Raw genomic sequence first — 19,316 nt, 5'->3', positions numbered from 1 at the left:
AATTCGACACAGTTGAGTCCCGCAAGGTCTGATAGGCCGATTCGCGGCCCGTTTCGATCGCGAGCCGCGGCGCCTGTTCGGGCGAGACGCCCGGCCCGCAACGCGGCCGACCGAATTCACGTTCGATTCGTGACTCGGGATCAAAAATGATTTAGCCCGACAGTCGTTTTTCCGCGACGCCGCCGTACCTATATTGGCTGCACACGCAACGACATCGACGTCGTCGACGTTGGTTGCGGTTCACTCGACCAGACAGGTACCCATGATGAAAACGCTCGTTACTTCCACGCTTGTCGCACTGATCCTTTCCGCACCGGCGCTGTCGTTCGCGCACCAGGCCGACCATCAACTGACCCGCGCCGAAGTGAAGGCCGAAATGGCGCGCCTCGTGGCCGTCGGCTACACCCCGGCGATGGATCACAACCAGTATCCGGCCGCGATTCTCGCCGCCGAAAAGCGTGTGCGTGAAAACGCCGTCGCACAAGGCGCGCCGAATGCCGCCTCGGCCGCGGACAAAACCGGCTACGGCAACGAAGCCCGCACCACCGACGAATCCGGCCGCGCGATGATGGTCAACGGTCGCGACTCGATCTATCGCGGTCATTGAGTCCCGTCGGCGCGCAAGAGAGCACGCCTTTCGATACGCGCAACCGCTCGCCCTTCCCCTCCGCATGGCCGGCCCGGATCGCCTGAACAGGCATTCGGGCCGCGCGTCGTCACTGCACTTCAGCTCCCTCGCCCTGCTCCTCGAAACAGGCTGGCCCGTCGCCGCTGCAGGCAGCGATTCGTGACTGCGCAGTACAAGTTCTTATGCCGCTTCATCCGTTTATCCGCCGCGCGCCGCGCACGATACTTCGCACGGTCCGGCGCCACGCGCCCCACTCGACATTTCGCACGCATATGAACCGATATCCAGGATTGAAGCGCATCGCGCGGCCAGCCGTGCTGGCCGCCGTTCCGCTGGCCGCGCTGTTCGCGTTGTCCGGCTGCCAGTCGGACGACAAGGCGCCGGCCGCGACGCCAGGCGTGATCGTCAGCGCGCCCGTCGCGCGCGACGTCAACGACGTCGACGTCTACACCGGCCGCTTCGAAGCGGTCGACACCGTCGACGTGCGCCCGCGCGTGAGCGGCTATCTCGACAAGGTCGCGTTCCAGGACGGCGCGCTCGTCCGCAAGGGCGACCTGCTGTTCGTCATCGACCCGCGTCCGTACCAGGCGGCCGTCACGGCCGCGCAGGGCGCGCTCGAACGCGCGCAGTCGCAACTGAAGCTGAGCCGGCAGGATTTCGAGCGCGCGAGCATCCTGATCAAGACCGATACGATCGCGCAGAGCCTTTACGACCAGCGCAGGCAGGCGGTGCAAAGCGCGCAGGCCGAAGTGACGAGCGCGCAAGGCGCACTGGAGCGCGCGCGGCTCGACCTGTCGTTCACGCGCATCGTCGCGCCGATGGCCGGCCGCATCAGCCGCAAGCTCGTGAGCGAGGGCAATCTCGTGAAAGGCGGCGACAGCGACGCGACCGTGCTGACGACGATCGTGTCGCAGGATCCGATCGACATCTACTTCGACGTCGACGAGGAAAGCTACCTGCGCTATACGCGCGAAGCGCGAAAAAGCGGCGACAACGCGTCGTCGCGGCAGGTCGCGATCGCGCTGCCGGGCGATGCGCAGCCGTCGCTGACGGGGACGATGGATTTCGTCGACAACCGCCTCGATGACTCGACCGGCACGCTGCGCCAGCGCGCCCGCGTCGCGAATCCGGACCGGCGTCTGAGCCCCGGCCAGTTCGGCCGCGTGTACCTGTCGAGCCGCGTCGCGCACCGCGCGCTGCTCGTGCCGGATACGGCCGTCGCGACCGATGCGACGCGCCGCGTGCTGTACTTCGTCGACGCGAACGGCACCGTTGCGATTCGCCCGGTGACGCCGGGCCGCCTGTACGGCAACCTGCGCGAAATCGCCGCGGGGCTGAACGCGAGCGATCGCGTGATCGTCGACGGCTTCCAGCGCGTGCAGGCCGGCGACAAGGTCAAGGCCGTGCCGCGCGCGATCGAAGCGGCCACGGTGGCCCACGCGGCGAACGGCACGACCGGGAGCGCGCAATGAATCTCGGCCGCCTGTCCGTGCAGCAGCCGGTGCTCGCGATCGTCCTGTCGATCGTGCTGACGATCGCCGGCGCGCTGGCCTATTTCTCGCTCGCGGTCTCCGAGTATCCGGACATCGCGCCGCCGACCGTCGTGATCCAGGCGACCTATCCGGGCGCCTCCGCGGAAACGGTCTCGCAAACGGTGTCGACGCCGATCGAACTGGAAGTGAACGGCGTGGAAGACATGCTGTACATGTACAGCCAGGCGACGTCGGACGGCAGCCTGAACATCACCGTGACGTTCAAGCCCGGCACCGACGTCGACAAGGCGCAGGTGCTCGTGCAGAACCGCGTCGCGCTCGCGACGCCGCGCCTGCCCGAGCCCGTGCAGCGCAGCGGCGTGTCGGTGCGCAAATCGTCGCCGACGCAGCTCGGCACGATCTTCCTGTACTCGCCGGACCAGCGCTACGATCCGCTGTACGTGTCGAACTACGCGATCCGCAACGTGGCGGACGTGCTCAAGCGGATCGAGGGCGTCGGCGACATCAACCCGCTCGGCGCGCGCGAATACTCGATGCGCATCTGGCTCGACCCCGAGCGCGTCGCGTCGTTCGGCCTGAGCCCGGCCGACCTGATCGCCGCGGTACGGTCGCAGAACACGCAGCTCGCGGGCGGCGTGGTCGCGCAGGCGCCGATCACGAACCAGGCGTTCCAGCCGAACCTGATCTTCGAAGGGCGGCTCAAGCGCCCCGAGGATTTCAGCGACATCGTCGTCAAGCAGGGCAAGGACGGCAGGCTCGTGCGGCTGAAGGACGTGGCACGCGTCGAAGTGGGCGCACTCGCGTATGCGACCGACAGCTACATGCTGCGCCACCCGACGATCGCGCTGCAGGTGCTGCAGCAGCCCGGCGCGAACGCGGTCGCGACGATGGCCGCGGTCGAGAAGAAGATGGCCGAGCTCGCCACGGACTTCCCGAAGGGCATCGTCTACAACATCGGCTACAACCCGACCGCGTTCATCGGCGACAGCATCCACGAACTCGTCAAGACGATCTACGAAGCCGTCGTGCTCGTCGTGTTCGTCGTGCTGCTGTTCCTGCAGGGCTGGCGGCCGTCGATCATCCCGATCCTGTCGATTCCGGTGTCGCTCGTCGGCACGTTCGCGGCGATGGCCGTGCTCGGCTATTCGATCAACAACCTGACGCTGTTCGGCCTCGTGCTCGCGGTGGGGATCGTCGTCGACAACGCAATCGTCGTGGTCGAGAACGTCGAGCGGCACCTGTCGGCCGGCGCCCGGCCACGCGATGCGACGCTGCTGACGATGAAGGAAGTCGGCGGCGCGCTGTTCGCGATCACGCTCGTGCTGTGCGCGGTGTTCGTGCCGACCTCGTTCATTCCCGGCATTTCGGGCCAGTTCTTCCGCCAGTTCGGCGTGACGATCGCCGTGTCGACCGCGATCTCGTTCTTCACGTCGGTGACGCTCGCGCCCGCGCTGTCCGCGATGATGCTGAAAGCGCACGCCGGCGACCATGACGCACCGGCGCCGGCATCCCGCATCGCCGCACCGTTCGCGCCGGCGATGCGCGCCGCACGGCGTTTCTCGAACGCGTTCAACCGCGTGTTCCAGCGCCTGTCCGATGCGTATGGCCGGCTGGTCCGCAAGATCGTCCGGATCATCCCCGCGATGGTCGCCCTGTACGCGGTGCTGATCGCCGCGACCGGCTATCTGCTCGTGTCGAGCCCAAAGGGCTTCATTCCCGCGCAGGATCGCGGCTACCTCGTGGTGCTCGTGCGGACACCCGACGGCGCGACGCTGGAGCGCACCAGCGCGGTCGCGCGCAAGATCGAGGACATCGCGCTGTCGGTGCCCGGTGTCGCGCGCGTGCCGGTGTTCTCCGGCGTCAACGCGGCGACCGGCACGAACTCGGCGAACAGCGCCGGCCTGTTTCCGGTATTCCAGCCCTGGCCGGAACGCAGCAAGCAGGGCCTGACGATCGAGAAGATCGCGGCCGAGATGCGCCGACGGCTGGCGAGCATCACCGAAGCGTCGATCGTCGTCGCGATGCCGCCGCCGGTGCAGGGCCTCGGCAGCACGGGCGGCTTCGCGATGCGGCTCGAAGATCGCAACGGCCTCGGCACGGCTGCGCTCGCGAAGGCGACGCAGGATCTCGTCGCGGCCGCCAACCGCACGCCCGGCATGGTCGGCGTCTACACGCCGTACTCCGCGACGAGCCCGCAGGTGCACGTCGAGCTCGACCGCGAGAAGGCCGAGATGCTCGGCGTGCCGAGCGAGGCGATCAACGACGCGGTCGAGACGTATTTCGGTTCGACCTACATCAACGACTTCAACATCGTCGGGCGCACCTACCGCGTGACCGCGCAGGCGGACCTGCCGTTCCGCGTCGGCGCGTCGGATCTCGCGCGGCTGAAGGTACGCAACCGCGACGGCGAGATGGTGCCGATCGGCAGCGTGACGCGTATCGACGACATGCTCGGCGTCGATCGCGCACCGCGCTACAACCTGTATCCGGCCACCGAAATCAACGGCGATACCGCGCCGGGCCTCGGCTCGGGCTTCGCGATCAAGACGATGGAAACGCTCGCGAAACAGGTGCTGCCGCCCGGCATTTCGTTCGAATGGACCGATCTGTCGTACCAGCAGACCACGGCCGGCAACACGGGGCTGCTCGTGTTCCCGCTGTGCGTGCTCCTCGTCTATCTGGTGCTCGCCGCGCAGTACGGTAGCTGGAGCCTGCCCGTATCGATCCTGCTGATCGTGCCGATGTGCCTGCTTGCCGCATCGCTCGGCGTGCGCGCGCTCGGCCAGGACGTGAACATCCTCACGCAGATCGGCTTCATCGTGCTGGTCGGGCTCGCCGCGAAGAACGCGATCCTGATCGTCGAGGTCGCGAGGCAGCTGGAGGCCGGCGGCGCCGCGCTCGTCGAGGCCGTCGTCGAGGCATGCGTGCAGCGGCTGCGCCCGATCGTGATGACGTCGCTCGCGTTCATCCTCGGCGTGCTGCCGCTCGTGATCTCCGAAGGCGCGGGCGCGGAAATGCGCCAGGCGGTCGGCGCCGCGGTGTTCTTCGGAATGATCGGCGTGACGTTCTTCGGGCTGCTGTTCACGCCCGTGTTCTATGTGATGGTTCGCCGGCTCGCGATGCGCAAGACCGCTGTCGCAGCCGTCGCGACGGAGGGAGTGCAATGAAGTTCGTTCGACTCGTGGCCGCGCTGTCCGCCGCGGCCGTCCTGGCCGCGTGCACGAGCGCGCCGGTCGCCACCGTCACGCCGCCGCCTCTGGCGGCGACCTATGCGAACGCGGATCTCGCGGCCGGCGGCCCGGCCGCCGACACCGGTGCGTGGTGGCATGGCTTCCACGATCCGATCCTCGACCGGCTGGTCGACACCGCGCTCGCGAACAACCTCGACCTGCAGGCGGCCGTCGCACGCATCGACGCAGCCCGCGCGGTGCGGATCGGCGCGGCGTCGCAATGGTTCCCGTCTCTCGACCTGAATGCCGGTGCCAGCCGTCGGCGGCTGTCCGCCTCGCAGGCGTTCCCGACCGATACGCCGACGACGGGCAACGCATTCGACCTGAATGCGAGTCTTGCCTGGGAAATCGACATCTTCGGCCGCATCCGTCAAGGCGTGTCGGCGGCCGACGCGGATATCGCATCGGCGCAAAACGATGCGGCGGCCGTGCGGATCGCGACGATCGACGAAACCGTGCGGACCTACGTGACGGTGCGCGGCCTCGAACAGCGGCTCGCGCTGGTCGAAGCCAACGCGTTGAGCCAGCGCAGCACCGAGGAATCGACACGGCGCCTGTTCGACGCGGGCGTCGTGCCGGTAGCCGACGTCGACCGCGCCGCCGCGCAGACGGAAACGACGCTGGCCGAGCTGCCCGCGCTGCAACTGCAGCGGCAGGCCGCGATCCATCGGCTGTCGATCATCACCGCGTCGACGCCGCAGGAGGTCTATGCGCGGCTCGACCCGCTCGCGCCCGCGCCGGTGTGGACCGCCGCCGCACCGGGTATCGGCACGCCGGCCGACCTGCTGCGCCGGCGGCCCGACGTGCGCGCGGCCGAGGCACGCGTCGTCGCGGCCTATGCGCGCATCGGCGTGGCCGAGGCCGACCTGAAACCGCACCTGCAACTGATCGGCGTGATCGGCGCGGCGATCGACGGCTTCTCGGGCGCGTCGCTCGCGCGTTCGCTCGCGTGGATGGCCGGCGCCGGCGCGAGCGCGCCGCTGTTCGACGGTGGACGGCGACGCAGCGTCGTCGCGCTGCGTCGCGCGCAGGCCGACCAGGCGCTCGCCGCCTATCGCACGGCGGTGCTGACGGCCGTCGGCGACGTCGAGACATCGGTGGCCGCCGCCGCCCGCAATCACGGCCGGACCGAGCGCCTCGAGCGCGCGGTGTCGAATGCGCGCGGCGCCTATACGCAGATCAACCGGTCGTGGCGCAGCGGCGAATCGGCGTTCATCGATACGCTGGAAGTGCAGCGTGCGCTGCTCGCGGCCGAGGATTCGCTCGCGCAGGCACGCACCGATGAAATGCTGAGCCAGGTCAGGCTGATGAGTGCACTGGGAGAGTAAGCGCGCGGTTCGGGTTCGACCGATGCGCGAAGGGCGACGGGTTCGATGTCATTCGAACCCGTCGCCCTTTTCACTGCATGGCCGGTGACGTGCCGTGCCGGTTCAGTCGATGCCGCCGCCTGCCTTCAACTGCGCGCCCACATAGTCGAGAAAGCTGACGATGCGCGACGACAGCGTCGCATTGCGATAGAACACCGCGTGAATCGGCTGGCGGAACTCGACCGTGTCGTCGACGAGCAGTTCGACGAGGCTGCCGTCGCGGCGATGCGTGCCCGTCATGTAGTCCGCGAGGCACACGATGCCCGCGCCAGCGAGCGCGAGCGTCAGCAGCGTCTCGCCGCTCGACGCCTGCAGCGCCGGATGAATGCGGTACACGCTACCGTCCGCGGCGCGCAGCGGCCATTGGTTCAGCGTTTCCGGCTGCACGAAACCGAGCAGCACATGGTTCGCGAGATCGGCGACGCTCGCCGGCACGCCGGCTTTCTCCAGATAGGCCGGGCTCGCCAGAATGCGCAGCCGGCTGCTGCCGAGCCGGCGCGCATGCAGCGTCGAATCGCGCAGCTCGCCGATCCGGATCGCGACGTCGGTGCGCTGTTCGAGCAGGTCGATGATTTCATCGCTCGTATGGAGTTCGACCGCGATCGCCGGATACGCTTCGCGAAAGCCCGGCATCATCGGCGCGATCACGTGCTGCATGAACGGCATCGCTGCATTGATCCGCAACCGCCCGGCCGGTGCCTCGCGCTGGCTGACGATCTGTTCCTCGGCGAATTCGACCGACGCGATGATCTCGCGCACGTAGTCGAGAAAGAGCTTGCCCTCCTCGGTCAGTTCGAGGCGGCGCGTCGTGCGGCGAATCAGCGTGGTGTCGAGTTTTTCCTCGAGGCGCCGCAGGATCCGGCTCATCACCGAGGTCGGCTGGTGCAGTTTGTCGGCCGCCCCCGTCAACGAACCGGTATCGGCGATGGTCACGAACGCGAGCATCTCGTCGAGGGTCGTCTTCATGGTCGGCACTCGTCAGCGGTATCAGGGACCGTCACGATAGTGCCCACGCACCCGTTTGATAAGCGGGCGCACGCGCGAATGACAGTTGATTTCGATTCAATAATTCCCGCCGAATAGTGTCCGGACAATCGGGCGTGAAGCGGGAGGCGGTTACCGCCCGTCGCCGAGCGACCCGAGGATCCGGTAGGCAACCTTCACGCGATCCTCGATCGGCACGTTCCCGTTCGCGAGCATCACGATCGCGATCCGCTTCGCGGGAACGAACGCGACGTACGTGCTGAAGCCGGCGGTCGAGCCCGTCTTGTTGATCCACGTCGCGGCGCTCGGTGCGAGCGGCGGCTGGATCGCGCTGGCCGGCACCGCATCGAACAGCATCTTCGGCGCATTGCCCGCGAGCAGCGTCGGCAGCACGACCGGGTACGGATACTGTTCCCAGATCAGATCCTGCGTCAGCGGCCCCGCGCGGAAATAGCCGGTGTGCGTGCGTTCGATCGCGCGCTGCAGGCGCGGCGCGGTCTGGATCATTCCCATGTTCGCCTGCACGAAACGCAGCAGGTCGGCCGCCGTGGTCCGCACGCCGTACGCCGGCTGCCACAGCATGCCCTCCGTCATCCGCACGGGCTTGCCGTCCTTCGTGTAGCCCTGCGCATAGTCGGCCATCCGCGCGGCGGGTACGTCGATGTACGTGTGCGTCATCCCGAGCGCGGGGAAGAGCCGCTGCTCCATCAGCGTCGCGAAATCCTGGTGCATCGCCTTCGCGGTGAGCCAGCCGAGCATGCCGATCGAGACGTTCGAATACTTGCGATGGGTGCCCGGCGCATACTCGGGCCGCCATGCGCGGAGATAGCGGATCAGGCCCGCGTCGTCGCGAATGCTGTCCGGCACCTGCAGCGGCGTTCCGCCGGGCGTGTGCGTGCCGAGCTGAAGCAGCGTCACGACGCCAAACGGCTTGCCCTGCAGCTCGGGCAGATATCTGGCCGCGGGGTCCGCGAGCGACAGTTCGCCGCCTTCCTGCGCGTCCGCGGCGAGCGTCGCGGTCAGCGTCTTGCTGACCGAGCCGATCTCGAACAGCGTGTCGCCCGTCACCGGCTTGCCGGTCTGCTTCGACATCACGCCGTAGTCGAACACGTAGGGCTTGCCGTCGGCGACGACGCCGATCGCCATGCCGGGAATCGCGTACTGCTTCATCAGCGGCGCGATATGGCGCGTGACGGTGTCGTGGAGGTCGTCCTGCGTGACGGCGGCCGCGCGACCGGCGGTGGCGGTCGCGCATGCGGCGACGAACAGGGTCGCGGCGAAGCGTGTCGCGTTGAATCGCATGAGTGCGGTTCCTTTCGATTTCCGATGGTTGCATGAGCAACGGATACGGCGGCGCCGCGCATAGAGGGCGGTGCCGCCGGCCTGTCGAAGCAGGACTATCCGCTATCGCCCAGCCGCCAACAATCGACGATATGTTGCGCGAGGCGAAAGAAAAACTTATGAGGTACGGCGAATGGCACCGCGTCAAAAAATCGACGAAAAAGAGATAAGCCTCGTCAGATCCACGCGCGCTGGCCTGCCGCGCGATTGATTCACCCGCCCGGATTGAAAGTCGAACTCGACCTGCGGGCCGACCTGCCCAAGTGGCACATCGTGCAGCGCGTGCCGTGGATCCCGCCGACAGCTTGATGGTCAGAACGCGCCCGGCAGCGGGCCGCGCGCCGCGCCTGCATGTCACCCCGGTAGCCGGTCGAGAAACGCGAGCATCGCCGCATTGAACCGCGCGGGCCGCTGCAGCGGCCCGAAATGGCTCACGCCGGGCAGGATCGTCAGCGTCGCGCCCGGGATCGTGTGCGCCAAGTACGCCGCATGCTCGGGCCGGATGAATTCGTCGTGCTCGCCCTGCACGATCGCAACCGGCACGGCGATCGCCGCGAGATCCTGCGCGGTGTAATTCGGTTGCGTGCGCATCATTTCGCTGACGGCGGCGACGAACGCGTCGAACTGATCCGGTGTCGCCGACAATCGTGCGTAGTCCTTGCGATGCCGCGCGAAACAGCGGTCGATCAGCGGGCTCGGCGCCATCTCCTTCGTGCCGCCCGGATCCATGTTGCACGCGAAGAAGAACACGCCGGCCGCGCGTTCCGGTGCGCGAGCGGCTAGCACGAGCGCGATGCATGCGCCGTCGCTCCAGCCAACGAAGCGTGCACGATCGACGTGCAGCGCGTCGAGGACGGCCAGCACGTCCGATGCCATGCGTTCGTACGAATAGGGATGATCGTCGCGCGTGCTGCGGCCGTGGCCGCGGCTGTCGATCACGATCGCGCGGTAGCCGGCCGCGAGCAGCGCCGGCACCTGGTTGCCCCAGTTGCCGCCGTGGCCGAGGCCGCCGTGCAGCAGCACGACCGCCGGCCCCTGTCCGTACGACGCGTGCCAGATGCGCGCGCCGTCGTGGTCGAGCCATCCTTCGGCATCGGCGGCCGGCAGCGGCGTGCCGCCGTGCGCGTCGAAGCGGACGAGTTCGTCGTCGTCGAGTTCCGCATTCATCGTTCAGCCGTGCTTGAGAAGGAGACGCGCTTGCGATTGTAATGCGTGCGGCCGATGCCGCCGTGGCCGCTCAGGCCTGCGTCGACACCAGCCCGCCCGCCTGCGAGCCGCCGGATTTCGCGAGCGTCGCGGCAAGTTGCGCGATCGCCGTCGCGAGCGCGGCCGAGATCGTGCTGGCTTCCGCGCTCAGCGACTGCTGTTCGACGGCCGCGGACGGGTCGTCCTTCGCCCGCTGCGCCGCGGCGGCCATCTGCCGCTCCAATGTCGCGAGCTGTTTCTGCAGCCGCTCGATCAGCGCCTTCAACTGGGCGACCGCCGGGTCTTCCGACGATGCACCGGCCGCGCCGGGCGTTTCGCTGGCGGCGCCGGTGGCATCCTTCGTGGCGGTGGTGCTCGACGTGTCAGTCGCTGCGGCGGCACCTGTCGCGCCCGTTGCGCCCGTCGTACTCGCGGCATCCGTCGCGCCGCCGGTCAACGATCTCGCGGCGGCCGGGTTCGTGGTCATGGCGCTGTCCGCGAGCGGGGATCGCGCGGTCGTGGAGAAATCGATCTGCATCGTGTCGGTCCGTGTGTCGGTTGACGAAGTGACATGGCGGAAATCGCCTTCCAGTTCGTTTACGGCATTCGTCACACGAAACTTGAATATCGGGTCGGGTGGATTAGTGCACGATGACCGAAATTGATGGCGAAAGGGCCAGATTCGCGGCATGGCGGCGCTGGTAAAATCGCCGCTTCGCCGGCTGGAGACGCACGTCGGACGCCTCGTTCGGGGCCGATCGCGCGATGCCGCCGGCTTCGACTCCGGCCTGTCGAGGCGCGGCACGCAACGTCTGCCGACGACGCCCTCGCGGCTTCCCGGGTCGCCTTTTCCGTCCGCCTGCATGCGTGCCCCGCTCACCGCCCGAGCGGCGAACGCCGTGCGGCACGCATTCACCTCATCACGCATTCGAGGAACACACGATGGCCCGCATCGGCGCCTTCTGCATCACGACGTGGCTCGCCGCCGCGATTCTCTACTTCGGCCAGCACTCGGTCGCGATGATCGTGCTCAGCGGTGTCGTGGTATTCGGCGGGTTCGATCTGCTGCGTCCGTAACGGCACGGCCGTACCGTCCGGTGCAAGCGCATCGGGCGCTTCTTTCCGCACGCATCCTCGCATGCGCGTCGCCGGTTCGCCCGCTCCTTCATCCGTTGAAGGAGCGCGTGCCGTTCACGGCCGAACGGCCCGCTCAGGTTCCGTCGCCACGAGCCGTGAACAAAGCCCGTTCAGCGCGGCAGCGTCCTCAACGAAGACGGCCCGCCCGTCAGCGCGATCCGCTTGCCCGTATTGCGCAGCTTGCCGCCTTCGACCGCATACAGCGCAAGCTGCCGTTCGACGTTGAACTGCACGATCACGTGCCGGCTGTCGGCGGTAAACACGATGCCCTGCGCGGCTTCGCCGCCCGGCACCTCGCTCACCTTCACGGCCTGCCCGTCGCGGATCTCGAACAGCAGCACCTTGCCGAGCTTGCGGCGGCCGGGGTTGTCGGCCGTCAGGTTCGAGCCGTCCATCGCCTGCACCGCGATCCACCTCCCGTTCGGCGAAATCGCGACGCCTTCCGGCAGCGACGGCACCGTCAGGTACTGCACCGTGCGAAACGGCACGCGCGACACGTCGATCAGCGCGACCGAATCGGCGTCGCCCGCGAGCGTGCCGGTGTAACCGGGCAGCCCGGCGAGCCCGACGTTGCTGACGACGGCCCAGCGGTTGTCGCTCGACACGTCGATCGTGTACGGCGCGACGCCCGTGCTCAGCCGCGTGCCGCTGTCGGTCACCTTGCCGTCGTCGACGTTCAGCACCGCGATGCCCTGCTCGTCGCGCAGCGACACGAGCGCATGCTTGCCGTCGTGCGTGAAGCTGATTCCGGCCAGCCGCTTCCTGCCGATTTTCAGGGTGCCGTCGAGCGTCACCTGCGTGCCGTCGATGCGCAGGATCGACACGCTGCCGTCGACGTTGGCGACGAGCGCGAGCCGGCCCGAGCGGTCGATCGCGATCCCTTGCGGATGCGTGCCGAGCTCGACGCGCGTGATCGCGGGCGGCGCGGTGTCGAGATTCACGACTTGCAGGAACGTGTCGAACACGAGCTGCTTCGCGGCCGTGTCGTAGCGCGTCGGCGCGCCGACGAGCGCGAGCTTCGCGTCCGGCGTGATCGCGACGGCCTGCGGCGGCCCCTGGATGCCGTTCTCGACGTCGATCTGCGCCGCGACCTTCGGCGGGAACGTGCTGGCGTCGAGCAGCGTCAGCGTGTCGGCGGGCGGGGACGGCAGAAAGGTGTCGCGGCCCTCGACACGCTGGTACTTGCCGTCGTTGCCGGACACGATCCAGTCGGCGGCGTGCACGACGACGGCCGTCGTGGCGAGGGTCAGCGCGGCGAGCAGGCGCGCGCCGCGCGGGCGGAAAGGATTCGAATGCATGGCGGTCGGTTCTCCGGATCGGTTGCGGACGCAATGAATTGCCCGGCCCTGCTGCCCGACGGGCCGGCGCCATCGGATGATGCCCGAAAGCGCGCGCGCCCGGCGTCTCGCACCCGGTTCGGTTCCGTCAATCCGTGCGTCGCGTGCCCGACGGCCACTCGACGACGTCGTCGAGCGGATACACCGACCGCGCGAGCCGCTCGTAGCGGAACAGCCCGAAGTCCGAGCCCGTCACGCCGCGGCTGTCGCATTCGAGCAGCGCGGACGAAATCGGCGCGAACACCGGCCGGCAATGCCCGCCGCGCGAAACGGTTCGCGCCGCACGCTGATCGGGAACCCCATGCCCGCGGCGCGGCGGCGTACCGGGGCGGCACGCGTCAGCGCGGCGGCGTGCGGATTTTCCCGTCGACCTTCAACGTGCGCCGGTCGCGCGCGACCTCGTACTCGACCGTCTGCGCGGGCGCGACCGCGCCATAGGATCGGCCGTTGACGTAGACGACGCCGTCGTGCAACTCGATCCGGTCGCCGTTGACCGTCGCGGCGGCGCTGTCGCCCTGCAATACCGCGCCCGAACAACCGGCCGTCGAAAAGCTGCGGACCGACGCGTCCGCCATCGCGGCGTTTCCGCCGCCCCGATCCGCCGCATGCGCGGCGCTGCACGGCGGCGCGTCCATCGCGCCGGCGGCATGAAGCGGCGCCGCGCCGATGCCACTGCCGGCAAGCAACGCGATCGTCATCGGCAACAGCTTGTTCATCGTGATCTCCGTGGTCCGCGGTCGTCGATCGGGGGTCGGTCGACGCTCCGGCTCGCAAGTCGGCCCGCTCCGCCAGTATGCGGCCACTTCCGCACGCCGGGCCATCGGCTTGGGTACCCCGCCGTGCCGCGCTGGTCCTCGCGCGTCGATCCGCCTGACCGCCGGGTCGCACGGCGGCGGCGCCTGCGAAACAACCGACCCCACGTGAAAAATCCGCCTTGCATAAGTTGCGACTCGCAACTATTGTTGATTGCGATCCGCAACTTTCCACGGACAAACCATGGACCTCATCGACGTGCCGGCCAAGCCGCGCGACGCAACCATCCTCGAGCTGCGCGACTTCTCGCGCAAGCTGGTGCGCGAGCTCGGCTTCATGCGTGCGACGCTGGCCGACAGCGACTGGGCGCCGTCGGCCGTGCACGCGATCCTCGAGATCGGGATGACGCCCGGCATCAACGCGAAGGATCTCGGCGCGATCCTCCGGCTCGACAAGTCGAACACGAGCCGGCAACTCGCGCGGCTCGAAGCGGCCGGGGTCGTGGAGCGGCGCGTGTCGAGCGAGGACGCGCGCGCGATCGAGCTGTACCTGACCGCCGAAGGCAAGAAACTCCGCAAACGAATCGACACGTTCGCGACCGATCAAGTGTCGAACGCGCTGCGCCGGATGATGCCGGCCGACCAGCAGGCGCTGCTGCGTTCGCTCGCGCTGTATGCCGATGCGCTCGCCCAGGACAATGCGGCCAGGGCGCCCGTTGCACCCGCCGAGGCGCCTTCGATTCGCGACGGCTATCAGCCGGGCTGCATCGGCGACATCGCGAGCCTGCATGCGCGCTTCTACGCGGAACACTGGGGGTTCGGCGCCTTCTTCGAACAGCGCGTGGCGACCGAGCTGGCCGCCTTCGCGGGCGCGCTGCCTGCCGACGGCAAGGCGCTGTGGCTGTGCCAGGAAGACGGCCGGACGCTCGCGTCGCTCGCGATCGACGGCGACCCGGCAACGGGCGTCGCGCACCTGCGCTGGTTCATCGTCAACGACGCGTTGCGCGGCTCGGGCATCGGGCGCCGGTTGATGACGCTCGCGATGCAATTCGTCGACGCACACCGGTTTCGCGAGACGTACCTGTGGACGTTCAAGGGGCTCGATGCCGCGCGCCATCTGTACGAGTCGTTCGGCTTCGCGCTGACGAGCGAATCCGCGGGCACGCAGTGGGGGACGGAGGTGGTCGAGCAGCGCTTCAGCCGGCCGGGGCCGGGGCCGGCGGGCGGCTGAGGTTCAATGGACCGTCGTCGATCCGGCGGACTTCATGACGCCCGCTACAGAACGGGGACACGACGCGGCGAACGCGCGCGGTCCATCGGCGTATCCATCCGACGAGGCATCGAGCAACGTGACGCTGCTGTAAGCCGATGCCGACCGGGATTCGCCAATCGGAACCGGCTGTTGGCGCGGTGAAGACAGTGCGTCGAACGGAGGGCGACGGAGCTGAACCGTGCCTGCGGCGGTTCGAGCCGACGTACGTTGCCGCCGACGGTCGCCGAATGGATCGATCGCCCTATCGCAGCGCGTGCTCCGCCGCGAACGCATCGTCGATGAACCGGATCACGTCGTCGAGCGACGACGTGCACGTGGCGTCCGGGGCAAGCGACCGAAACGCGCCATCCGGCCCGAAGCAGACGAGCGGCTTGCGCCAGCGCTGCGCGAGCGCGATCTCCTCGGCCGTCCCGTGCCCGCCCGGCAGCGCGACGATCAGGTCGCTGCTCAGCACGTTGACGTAGTTGCGATTGATCGCGTCCGGCGCCGCGCCCGGTTCGCGCCGCGGCAGCGGCGTGAGGATCGGAATGTCGACGAACGGATGCGGATAGCCGTCGAGCGGCACGAAGCCCGCGACCGGATCGGCCCGTGTCGGCAGGATGCCGATCGATCGGCCGGCCCGACCGGGCACGCCGGCGAACGCGCGCGCGACCGCCAGCATCACGCCCTGCCCGCCGCCCGTCAGCAGGTTGAACCCGGCCTGCGCGAGCCACGCGCCGAGCGGTTCCGAAAACGCGAGCCACGGCTCCTTGCCCGAGCCCATCACGCCGATCGTCCTGTTGTTCCGTTGCATCGTGGTTTCCGGTGAAATCGTGGCGGCATGCGCGCGTCCCGCGCTCATTCGAGCTCGACGCCCTTGAGCTCGGGAATCAGGAACACCGTCGCGACCATGTCGAGCACGTAGAGGCCGGCGAGCAGCGCGATGGCCGTCTGGAACGAGTAGTGCGCGGCGAGCGCGCCGACCCCGACCGGGCCGAAGCCGCCGACCGCGCGGCCGATGTTCCACAGCACGTTCTGCGCGGTCGCGCGTGCGGCCGTCGGATAGCCTTCCGACATCAGCGTCCCGTAGCCGCCGACCATCCCGTTGACGAACATCCCCATCAGCGCGCCGGCCCACAGCATCGCCGTCGGGTCCGACAGCCGCGCATACGCGATGACCGTCACGACCGAGCCGAGCTGGTACAGCAGGAACGTCGGCTTGCGACCGATGCGGTCGGCCAGTTGGCCGAACACCCAGACACCGATCATCATCCCGACGACGGTCGCCGCCGTCCACACGCCCGATTTCGTCAGCGAGAAACCCATCTGCTTCGACAGGAAGGTCGGCAGCCAGATCATGATTCCGTAGTAGCCGAAATTCTGGACCGAACACAGGATCGCGATGCCGACGCTCGTGCGCGCGGTGCGGCCGTCGGCGACGAGCATGCGGAACGCGTTGGACTTCGGCTGCGTCGCGCGCCGCGCGAACGCTTGCGGCTCGTGCAGCTTGTTGCGCATCACCCAGGCGAGCAGCGCGGGCAGCACGCCGACCGCGAACATGCCGCGCCAGCCGATGTGGAGCAGCAGCAACGGCGTCACGAGCGCGGCCAGCAGCACGCCGGCCTGCCAGCCGAGCGCGACGTAGCACGACACGCGGGCGCGCTTGGCTGCAGGCCACGCTTCGGCCGCGAGCGCCATGCCGATCCCGAACTCGCCGCCGAGGCCGATGCCCGCGATGGTGCGATAGACGAGCAGATCCTGGAAGCCGCGCGCGAATGCGCACAGGCCGGTGAAGATCGCGAACAGCAGGATCGTCCAGGTCAGCACGCGCACGCGCCCGTAGCGATCGCTCAGCGCGCCGAACACGATGCCGCCCGCGACCGCGCCGACCAGCGTCCATGTGACCAGCGCGCCGCCCTGCCCGGGCGTCAGGTGCAGCGCCGCCGTGATCGCCGGCAGCATGAAGCCGAGGATCAGCAGGTCGAAGCCGTCCATCGCATAGCCGATCGCCGATCCGGCCAGCGCCTTCCACGCGTATGCGCCGACCTGCTCCGCGCCCGGGGCCGACGGCCCGCCGAGCGTCGAAGATTTCATGTTTGCCGCCATGGTGTCCTGTCACGAATGTCCGGCGACATTCTAAGGCCTGTGCCCGCGAACGACGCGGGCGGATGCGCACCGGCCCGCGCTGGCCGGACGGCTGGCGGGAAACGACGGACCACGGCGGCAACGAACGGGGAAGGAAAAAGGAAGGGGAAAGGGAAAACGTCGATCCGGTGCGGCGGCGAGGCCGGCGATGCGCGATCAGGCCGGACACCGGATGAAAGGCGGCAGGCGGGCGGAATATCGCCGTCCGGCCCGCCTGCGCGAACCGGACGACGCCGGATGGCCCGGCGGCGCGGCGGGCTTCAGCCCTGATCGTCCCCCGGCCACCAGGTTTTGGCTCCGCGGTCGACGGCAAGCGTTTCGAGATCCTTGCCTTCGAGCCATTTCGGCCGCGGGCCGCGCCCCGACCATGAGCGGCCGGTCGTCGGATCGTAGTACTTCGCGGGCGCCTTGCGCTTGCGCTGGACGATGTAGCCGAGCGCGCTCAGCACTTCCTGCTGCGAAATCCCCAGCAGCTCGACCTGTTCCTTGAAGGCCGCGAGCGCGGCTTGCTTCTCCTTCTGCTTCGCCTCCGACAGCTTGATGTTCAGGTCCCGAAGTTGTGCTTCGAGTTCCTGCAGGGCCTGGGTCATGTATTCATCCTCTTTGGGCATGTTTTTGCAAAAAGCTCCGATGGCCGAACCTACCACGAAGTTCCGCCGATCGGGGCTGTCAAATAGGTGAATCGTCCACCTGAGCCGGCATGATTTGCGCGATGAGCACGAAACGACGTCGTGCGTCACTGACAGGCAGCACCGGCCGGCAACGGGCGGCGCGCCGCGAGTGGACGGCGGCCGCAAGTGATTCGCCGCACCTGTCACGGGCGCGGCATGGCGCGAATGATAGCAGTGCGCGGGATCGTGTTGCAGAAGTCGCGGGCCGCGGCCGATGCGAGCCGGCGGTTCAGCAGTCTTCGCCGCCGGCCTCCCATGCGATCCGGTCGAACAGCGCGCGCAGCTTCGCGCCGCGCGCCGCGTTCAGCGCGCTCGCGTGCGCGACGCGCCCGGCCAGATGCGCACGGAAATCCGGATGCGCGTCGCGATTCTGCGACGCCGGGCCGTGCCGGATGCAATTGGTCAGGATGGCCTTCAGGCGATCGAACGCGTCGCGCGCCAGGTTCGGATGACGGTTGACCACCACGCCGGCCAGTTGCTGCCGCGTGCCGCGCCGCATCACGCGGGTCTTGCGCAGTTGCAGCGCGAAGCCTTCCTCGAGTGCGATCGCGGCGACCCGGATCTGCAGCCGCTCGATGTCGCGCGCGAGCGCGCCGCCGCCGGAAAACGCGAGATCGTCCGCATAGCGCGTATAGGTCGCATCGAGCGAACGCGCGAGCGCGGCGAGCCGCATGTCGAGCCGGAACGCGCAGAGGTTGGCGAGCGCCGGCGACGTCGGCGCACCCTGCGGCAGATGCCGTTCGCGATAGCGCTGGCGGCCGATCCAGTCGAACCGGTCGCGCAGGTCCGGCGCGAGCAGCCGCGCCGACGGCACGCGATTGGTGCACAGCCCGGTGAGCGTCCGCGCGACTTCGGCCGGATACCCGAGCGTCACGAACAGCGCGTGAACGCGCGCCGCGCGCACCGATACGAAGAAATCCGCGAGATCGAAGCGCACGACGACATCGCGATCCGCATGCGGCGCCGCGAACGACACGATCCCGTGCCCCTTGCGAAAACCGTGTACCGCGCCGTGCGGCGCAACGCGATCGAGCAGCTCGTGCAGGATGCGGCGCTGCGCTTCGCGCAGCCGCCCCTTCGGGATTTCGACGAGCCGGCACCCGCCGCTGCGCTTGTCGACCGCGACGTACGTGTAGTGATGCAGCGGCGTGGCGCTGCCGCGCGCGTCGACGCGCCAGTGATCGGACAGCCAGTCGAGTTCCGGCACGCTCACGCCGAGCCAGCCGGCGAGATCGCCGGGCGTCGGCCAGTGCGGCACGTCGCAGCCGGCGAGCGGCGCCGGCGGCGGCCGCTGCACCAGCGGCCGCCGCACGATGCGGATCACCGCTGGCCGACGCTCGCCATGCCAGGCACGCACGAACGCGGGCGCCTCGGCCAGCACCGCCGCCAGCGTGTCCGTATCGGTATCGGCCCACTCCGCGCCGAAGCGAACGAGCGCGAGGCCCGCGCATTCGTGCACCCACGGCGGCGCTTCGCCGAGCACGGCGGCCATCCGCGCGACGACGCCGTCGCGCTCGGGCGAACCGGCGAGCATCGCCTCGGCAATCGTTCGGGTGGTGTCGCGCAGGGATGAGTGCATGGACGCAGAGGGGCGGGACGACGAGTCAACGTGACTGGTGCTGCGAGGGGTCATGTTGCGCGACGCGCAACGGATTCCCTTGCGGCGCATCGGCGTCTCGATCCGATCCACGGGGTAGCCCCGTAGTCCTGGAACATCGGCTGCCTGTTCCGGGCGTGTGCTTGACCCGCCGCCCCGCGTCGCGACTTTAATGGGCGGCGACGCCAGGTGTCAAA

The 19,316-nt window shown here is 68.7% G+C and carries 16 protein-coding genes and 1 pseudogene; 6 read left to right on the top strand and 11 right to left on the bottom strand.

The features are described 5' to 3' along the window. Positions 1-262: 262 nt before the first annotated feature. The 4 genes from C5F75_RS28370 to C5F75_RS28355 all read left to right on the top strand — a co-directional run bounded on the left by C5F75_RS28370 (position 263) and on the right by C5F75_RS28355 (position 6,679). Positions 263-607, top strand: coding sequence for a DUF4148 domain-containing protein (locus C5F75_RS28370; RefSeq protein WP_180278287.1), 345 nt, complete (start codon positions 263-265; stop codon positions 605-607). Positions 608-900: 293 nt separating this feature from the next. Continuing rightward, positions 901-2,100: an efflux RND transporter periplasmic adaptor subunit gene (locus C5F75_RS28365; RefSeq protein ID WP_060009155.1), complete on the top strand. Its 1,200-nt coding sequence runs from the start codon at positions 901-903 to the stop codon at positions 2,098-2,100. Continuing rightward, positions 2,097-5,288 carry an efflux RND transporter permease subunit gene (locus tag C5F75_RS28360; RefSeq protein WP_104013084.1) on the top strand — a complete coding sequence of 1,064 codons (3,192 nt, stop codon included), beginning with the start codon at positions 2,097-2,099 and terminating at the stop codon, positions 5,286-5,288. Before C5F75_RS28365 ends, C5F75_RS28360 begins: the two co-directional genes overlap by 4 nt. Beyond that, a complete protein-coding gene (locus tag C5F75_RS28355) occupies positions 5,285-6,679 on the top strand; it encodes an efflux transporter outer membrane subunit (protein WP_104013083.1) in 1,395 nt (464 codons plus the stop codon). Before C5F75_RS28360 ends, C5F75_RS28355 begins: the two co-directional genes overlap by 4 nt. Before the next feature lie 102 nt (positions 6,680-6,781). On the opposite strand, the gene C5F75_RS28350 is transcribed toward C5F75_RS28355, so the two are convergent. From C5F75_RS28350 to C5F75_RS28335, 4 genes are all read right to left on the bottom strand, one after another. Next, a complete protein-coding gene (locus C5F75_RS28350; RefSeq protein ID WP_059579325.1) occupies positions 6,782-7,684 on the bottom strand; it encodes a LysR substrate-binding domain-containing protein in 903 nt (300 codons plus the stop codon). A gap of 150 nt (positions 7,685-7,834) precedes the next feature. Further along, the gene (ampC, locus tag C5F75_RS28345) at positions 7,835-9,004 is read right to left on the bottom strand and encodes a class C beta-lactamase (RefSeq protein WP_104013082.1); all 1,170 of its coding nucleotides are present in this window, start codon (positions 9,002-9,004) and stop codon (positions 7,835-7,837) included. A gap of 393 nt (positions 9,005-9,397) precedes the next feature. Next, positions 9,398-10,210: an alpha/beta fold hydrolase gene (locus tag C5F75_RS28340; RefSeq protein ID WP_104013081.1), complete on the bottom strand. Its 813-nt coding sequence runs from the start codon at positions 10,208-10,210 to the stop codon at positions 9,398-9,400. A gap of 70 nt (positions 10,211-10,280) precedes the next feature. Next, complete coding sequence (locus tag C5F75_RS28335) at positions 10,281-10,766, bottom strand: hypothetical protein (RefSeq protein ID WP_104013115.1); 486 nt, start codon at positions 10,764-10,766, stop codon at positions 10,281-10,283. A 404-nt stretch (positions 10,767-11,170) separates the two neighbouring features. On the opposite strand from C5F75_RS28335, the gene C5F75_RS37395 reads away from it, so the two are divergent. Continuing rightward, positions 11,171-11,305 carry a hypothetical protein gene (locus C5F75_RS37395; RefSeq protein WP_006767081.1) on the top strand — a complete coding sequence of 45 codons (135 nt, stop codon included), beginning with the start codon at positions 11,171-11,173 and terminating at the stop codon, positions 11,303-11,305. A gap of 170 nt (positions 11,306-11,475) precedes the next feature. On the opposite strand, the gene C5F75_RS28325 is transcribed toward C5F75_RS37395, so the two are convergent. From C5F75_RS28325 to C5F75_RS28315, 3 genes and pseudogenes are all read right to left on the bottom strand, one after another. After that, positions 11,476-12,663 carry a beta-propeller fold lactonase family protein gene (locus tag C5F75_RS28325; protein ID WP_104013080.1) on the bottom strand — a complete coding sequence of 396 codons (1,188 nt, stop codon included), beginning with the start codon at positions 12,661-12,663 and terminating at the stop codon, positions 11,476-11,478. 127 nt (positions 12,664-12,790) lie between these two features. Further along, positions 12,791-12,958 (bottom strand): annotated as a pseudogene (locus C5F75_RS28320) (M81 family metallopeptidase); the annotation flags it as partial. A gap of 82 nt (positions 12,959-13,040) precedes the next feature. Then, positions 13,041-13,418, bottom strand: coding sequence for a hypothetical protein (locus tag C5F75_RS28315; RefSeq protein ID WP_059579334.1), 378 nt, complete (start codon positions 13,416-13,418; stop codon positions 13,041-13,043). Between the two features lie 280 nt (positions 13,419-13,698). Here C5F75_RS28315 and C5F75_RS28310 point away from each other — a divergent pair, with 280 nt between their 5' ends. Continuing rightward, positions 13,699-14,685, top strand: a complete 987-nt coding sequence (locus C5F75_RS28310; RefSeq protein ID WP_104013079.1) for a bifunctional helix-turn-helix transcriptional regulator/GNAT family N-acetyltransferase — start codon at positions 13,699-13,701, stop codon at positions 14,683-14,685. Between the two features lie 283 nt (positions 14,686-14,968). Here the strand turns inward: C5F75_RS28310 and C5F75_RS28305 are convergent, their stop codons facing one another. The 4 genes from C5F75_RS28305 to C5F75_RS28290 form a co-directional block, all read right to left on the bottom strand. Beyond that, complete coding sequence (locus C5F75_RS28305; protein WP_373453026.1) at positions 14,969-15,520, bottom strand: SLOG cluster 4 domain-containing protein; 552 nt, start codon at positions 15,518-15,520, stop codon at positions 14,969-14,971. A gap of 44 nt (positions 15,521-15,564) precedes the next feature. Next, positions 15,565-16,812 (bottom strand): MFS transporter, encoded by a 1,248-nt coding sequence (locus C5F75_RS28300; protein WP_104013078.1) that lies wholly within the window; start codon positions 16,810-16,812, stop codon positions 15,565-15,567. Positions 16,813-17,111: 299 nt separating this feature from the next. Then, entirely contained in the window at positions 17,112-17,441 is a 330-nt protein-coding gene (locus tag C5F75_RS28295) for an H-NS histone family protein (protein WP_059579344.1), read from the bottom strand. Between the two features lie 310 nt (positions 17,442-17,751). Next, positions 17,752-19,101, bottom strand: coding sequence for a reverse transcriptase family protein (locus C5F75_RS28290; RefSeq protein ID WP_104013077.1), 1,350 nt, complete (start codon positions 19,099-19,101; stop codon positions 17,752-17,754). Between the last annotated feature and the right edge of the window lie 215 nt (positions 19,102-19,316).

It is taken from the genome of Burkholderia anthinoferrum (assembly GCF_002925705.1).
In the GTDB taxonomy this organism is placed as follows: domain Bacteria; phylum Pseudomonadota; class Gammaproteobacteria; order Burkholderiales; family Burkholderiaceae; genus Burkholderia; species Burkholderia semiarida.
This window is presented reverse-complemented; position numbering and strand designations above follow the sequence as displayed.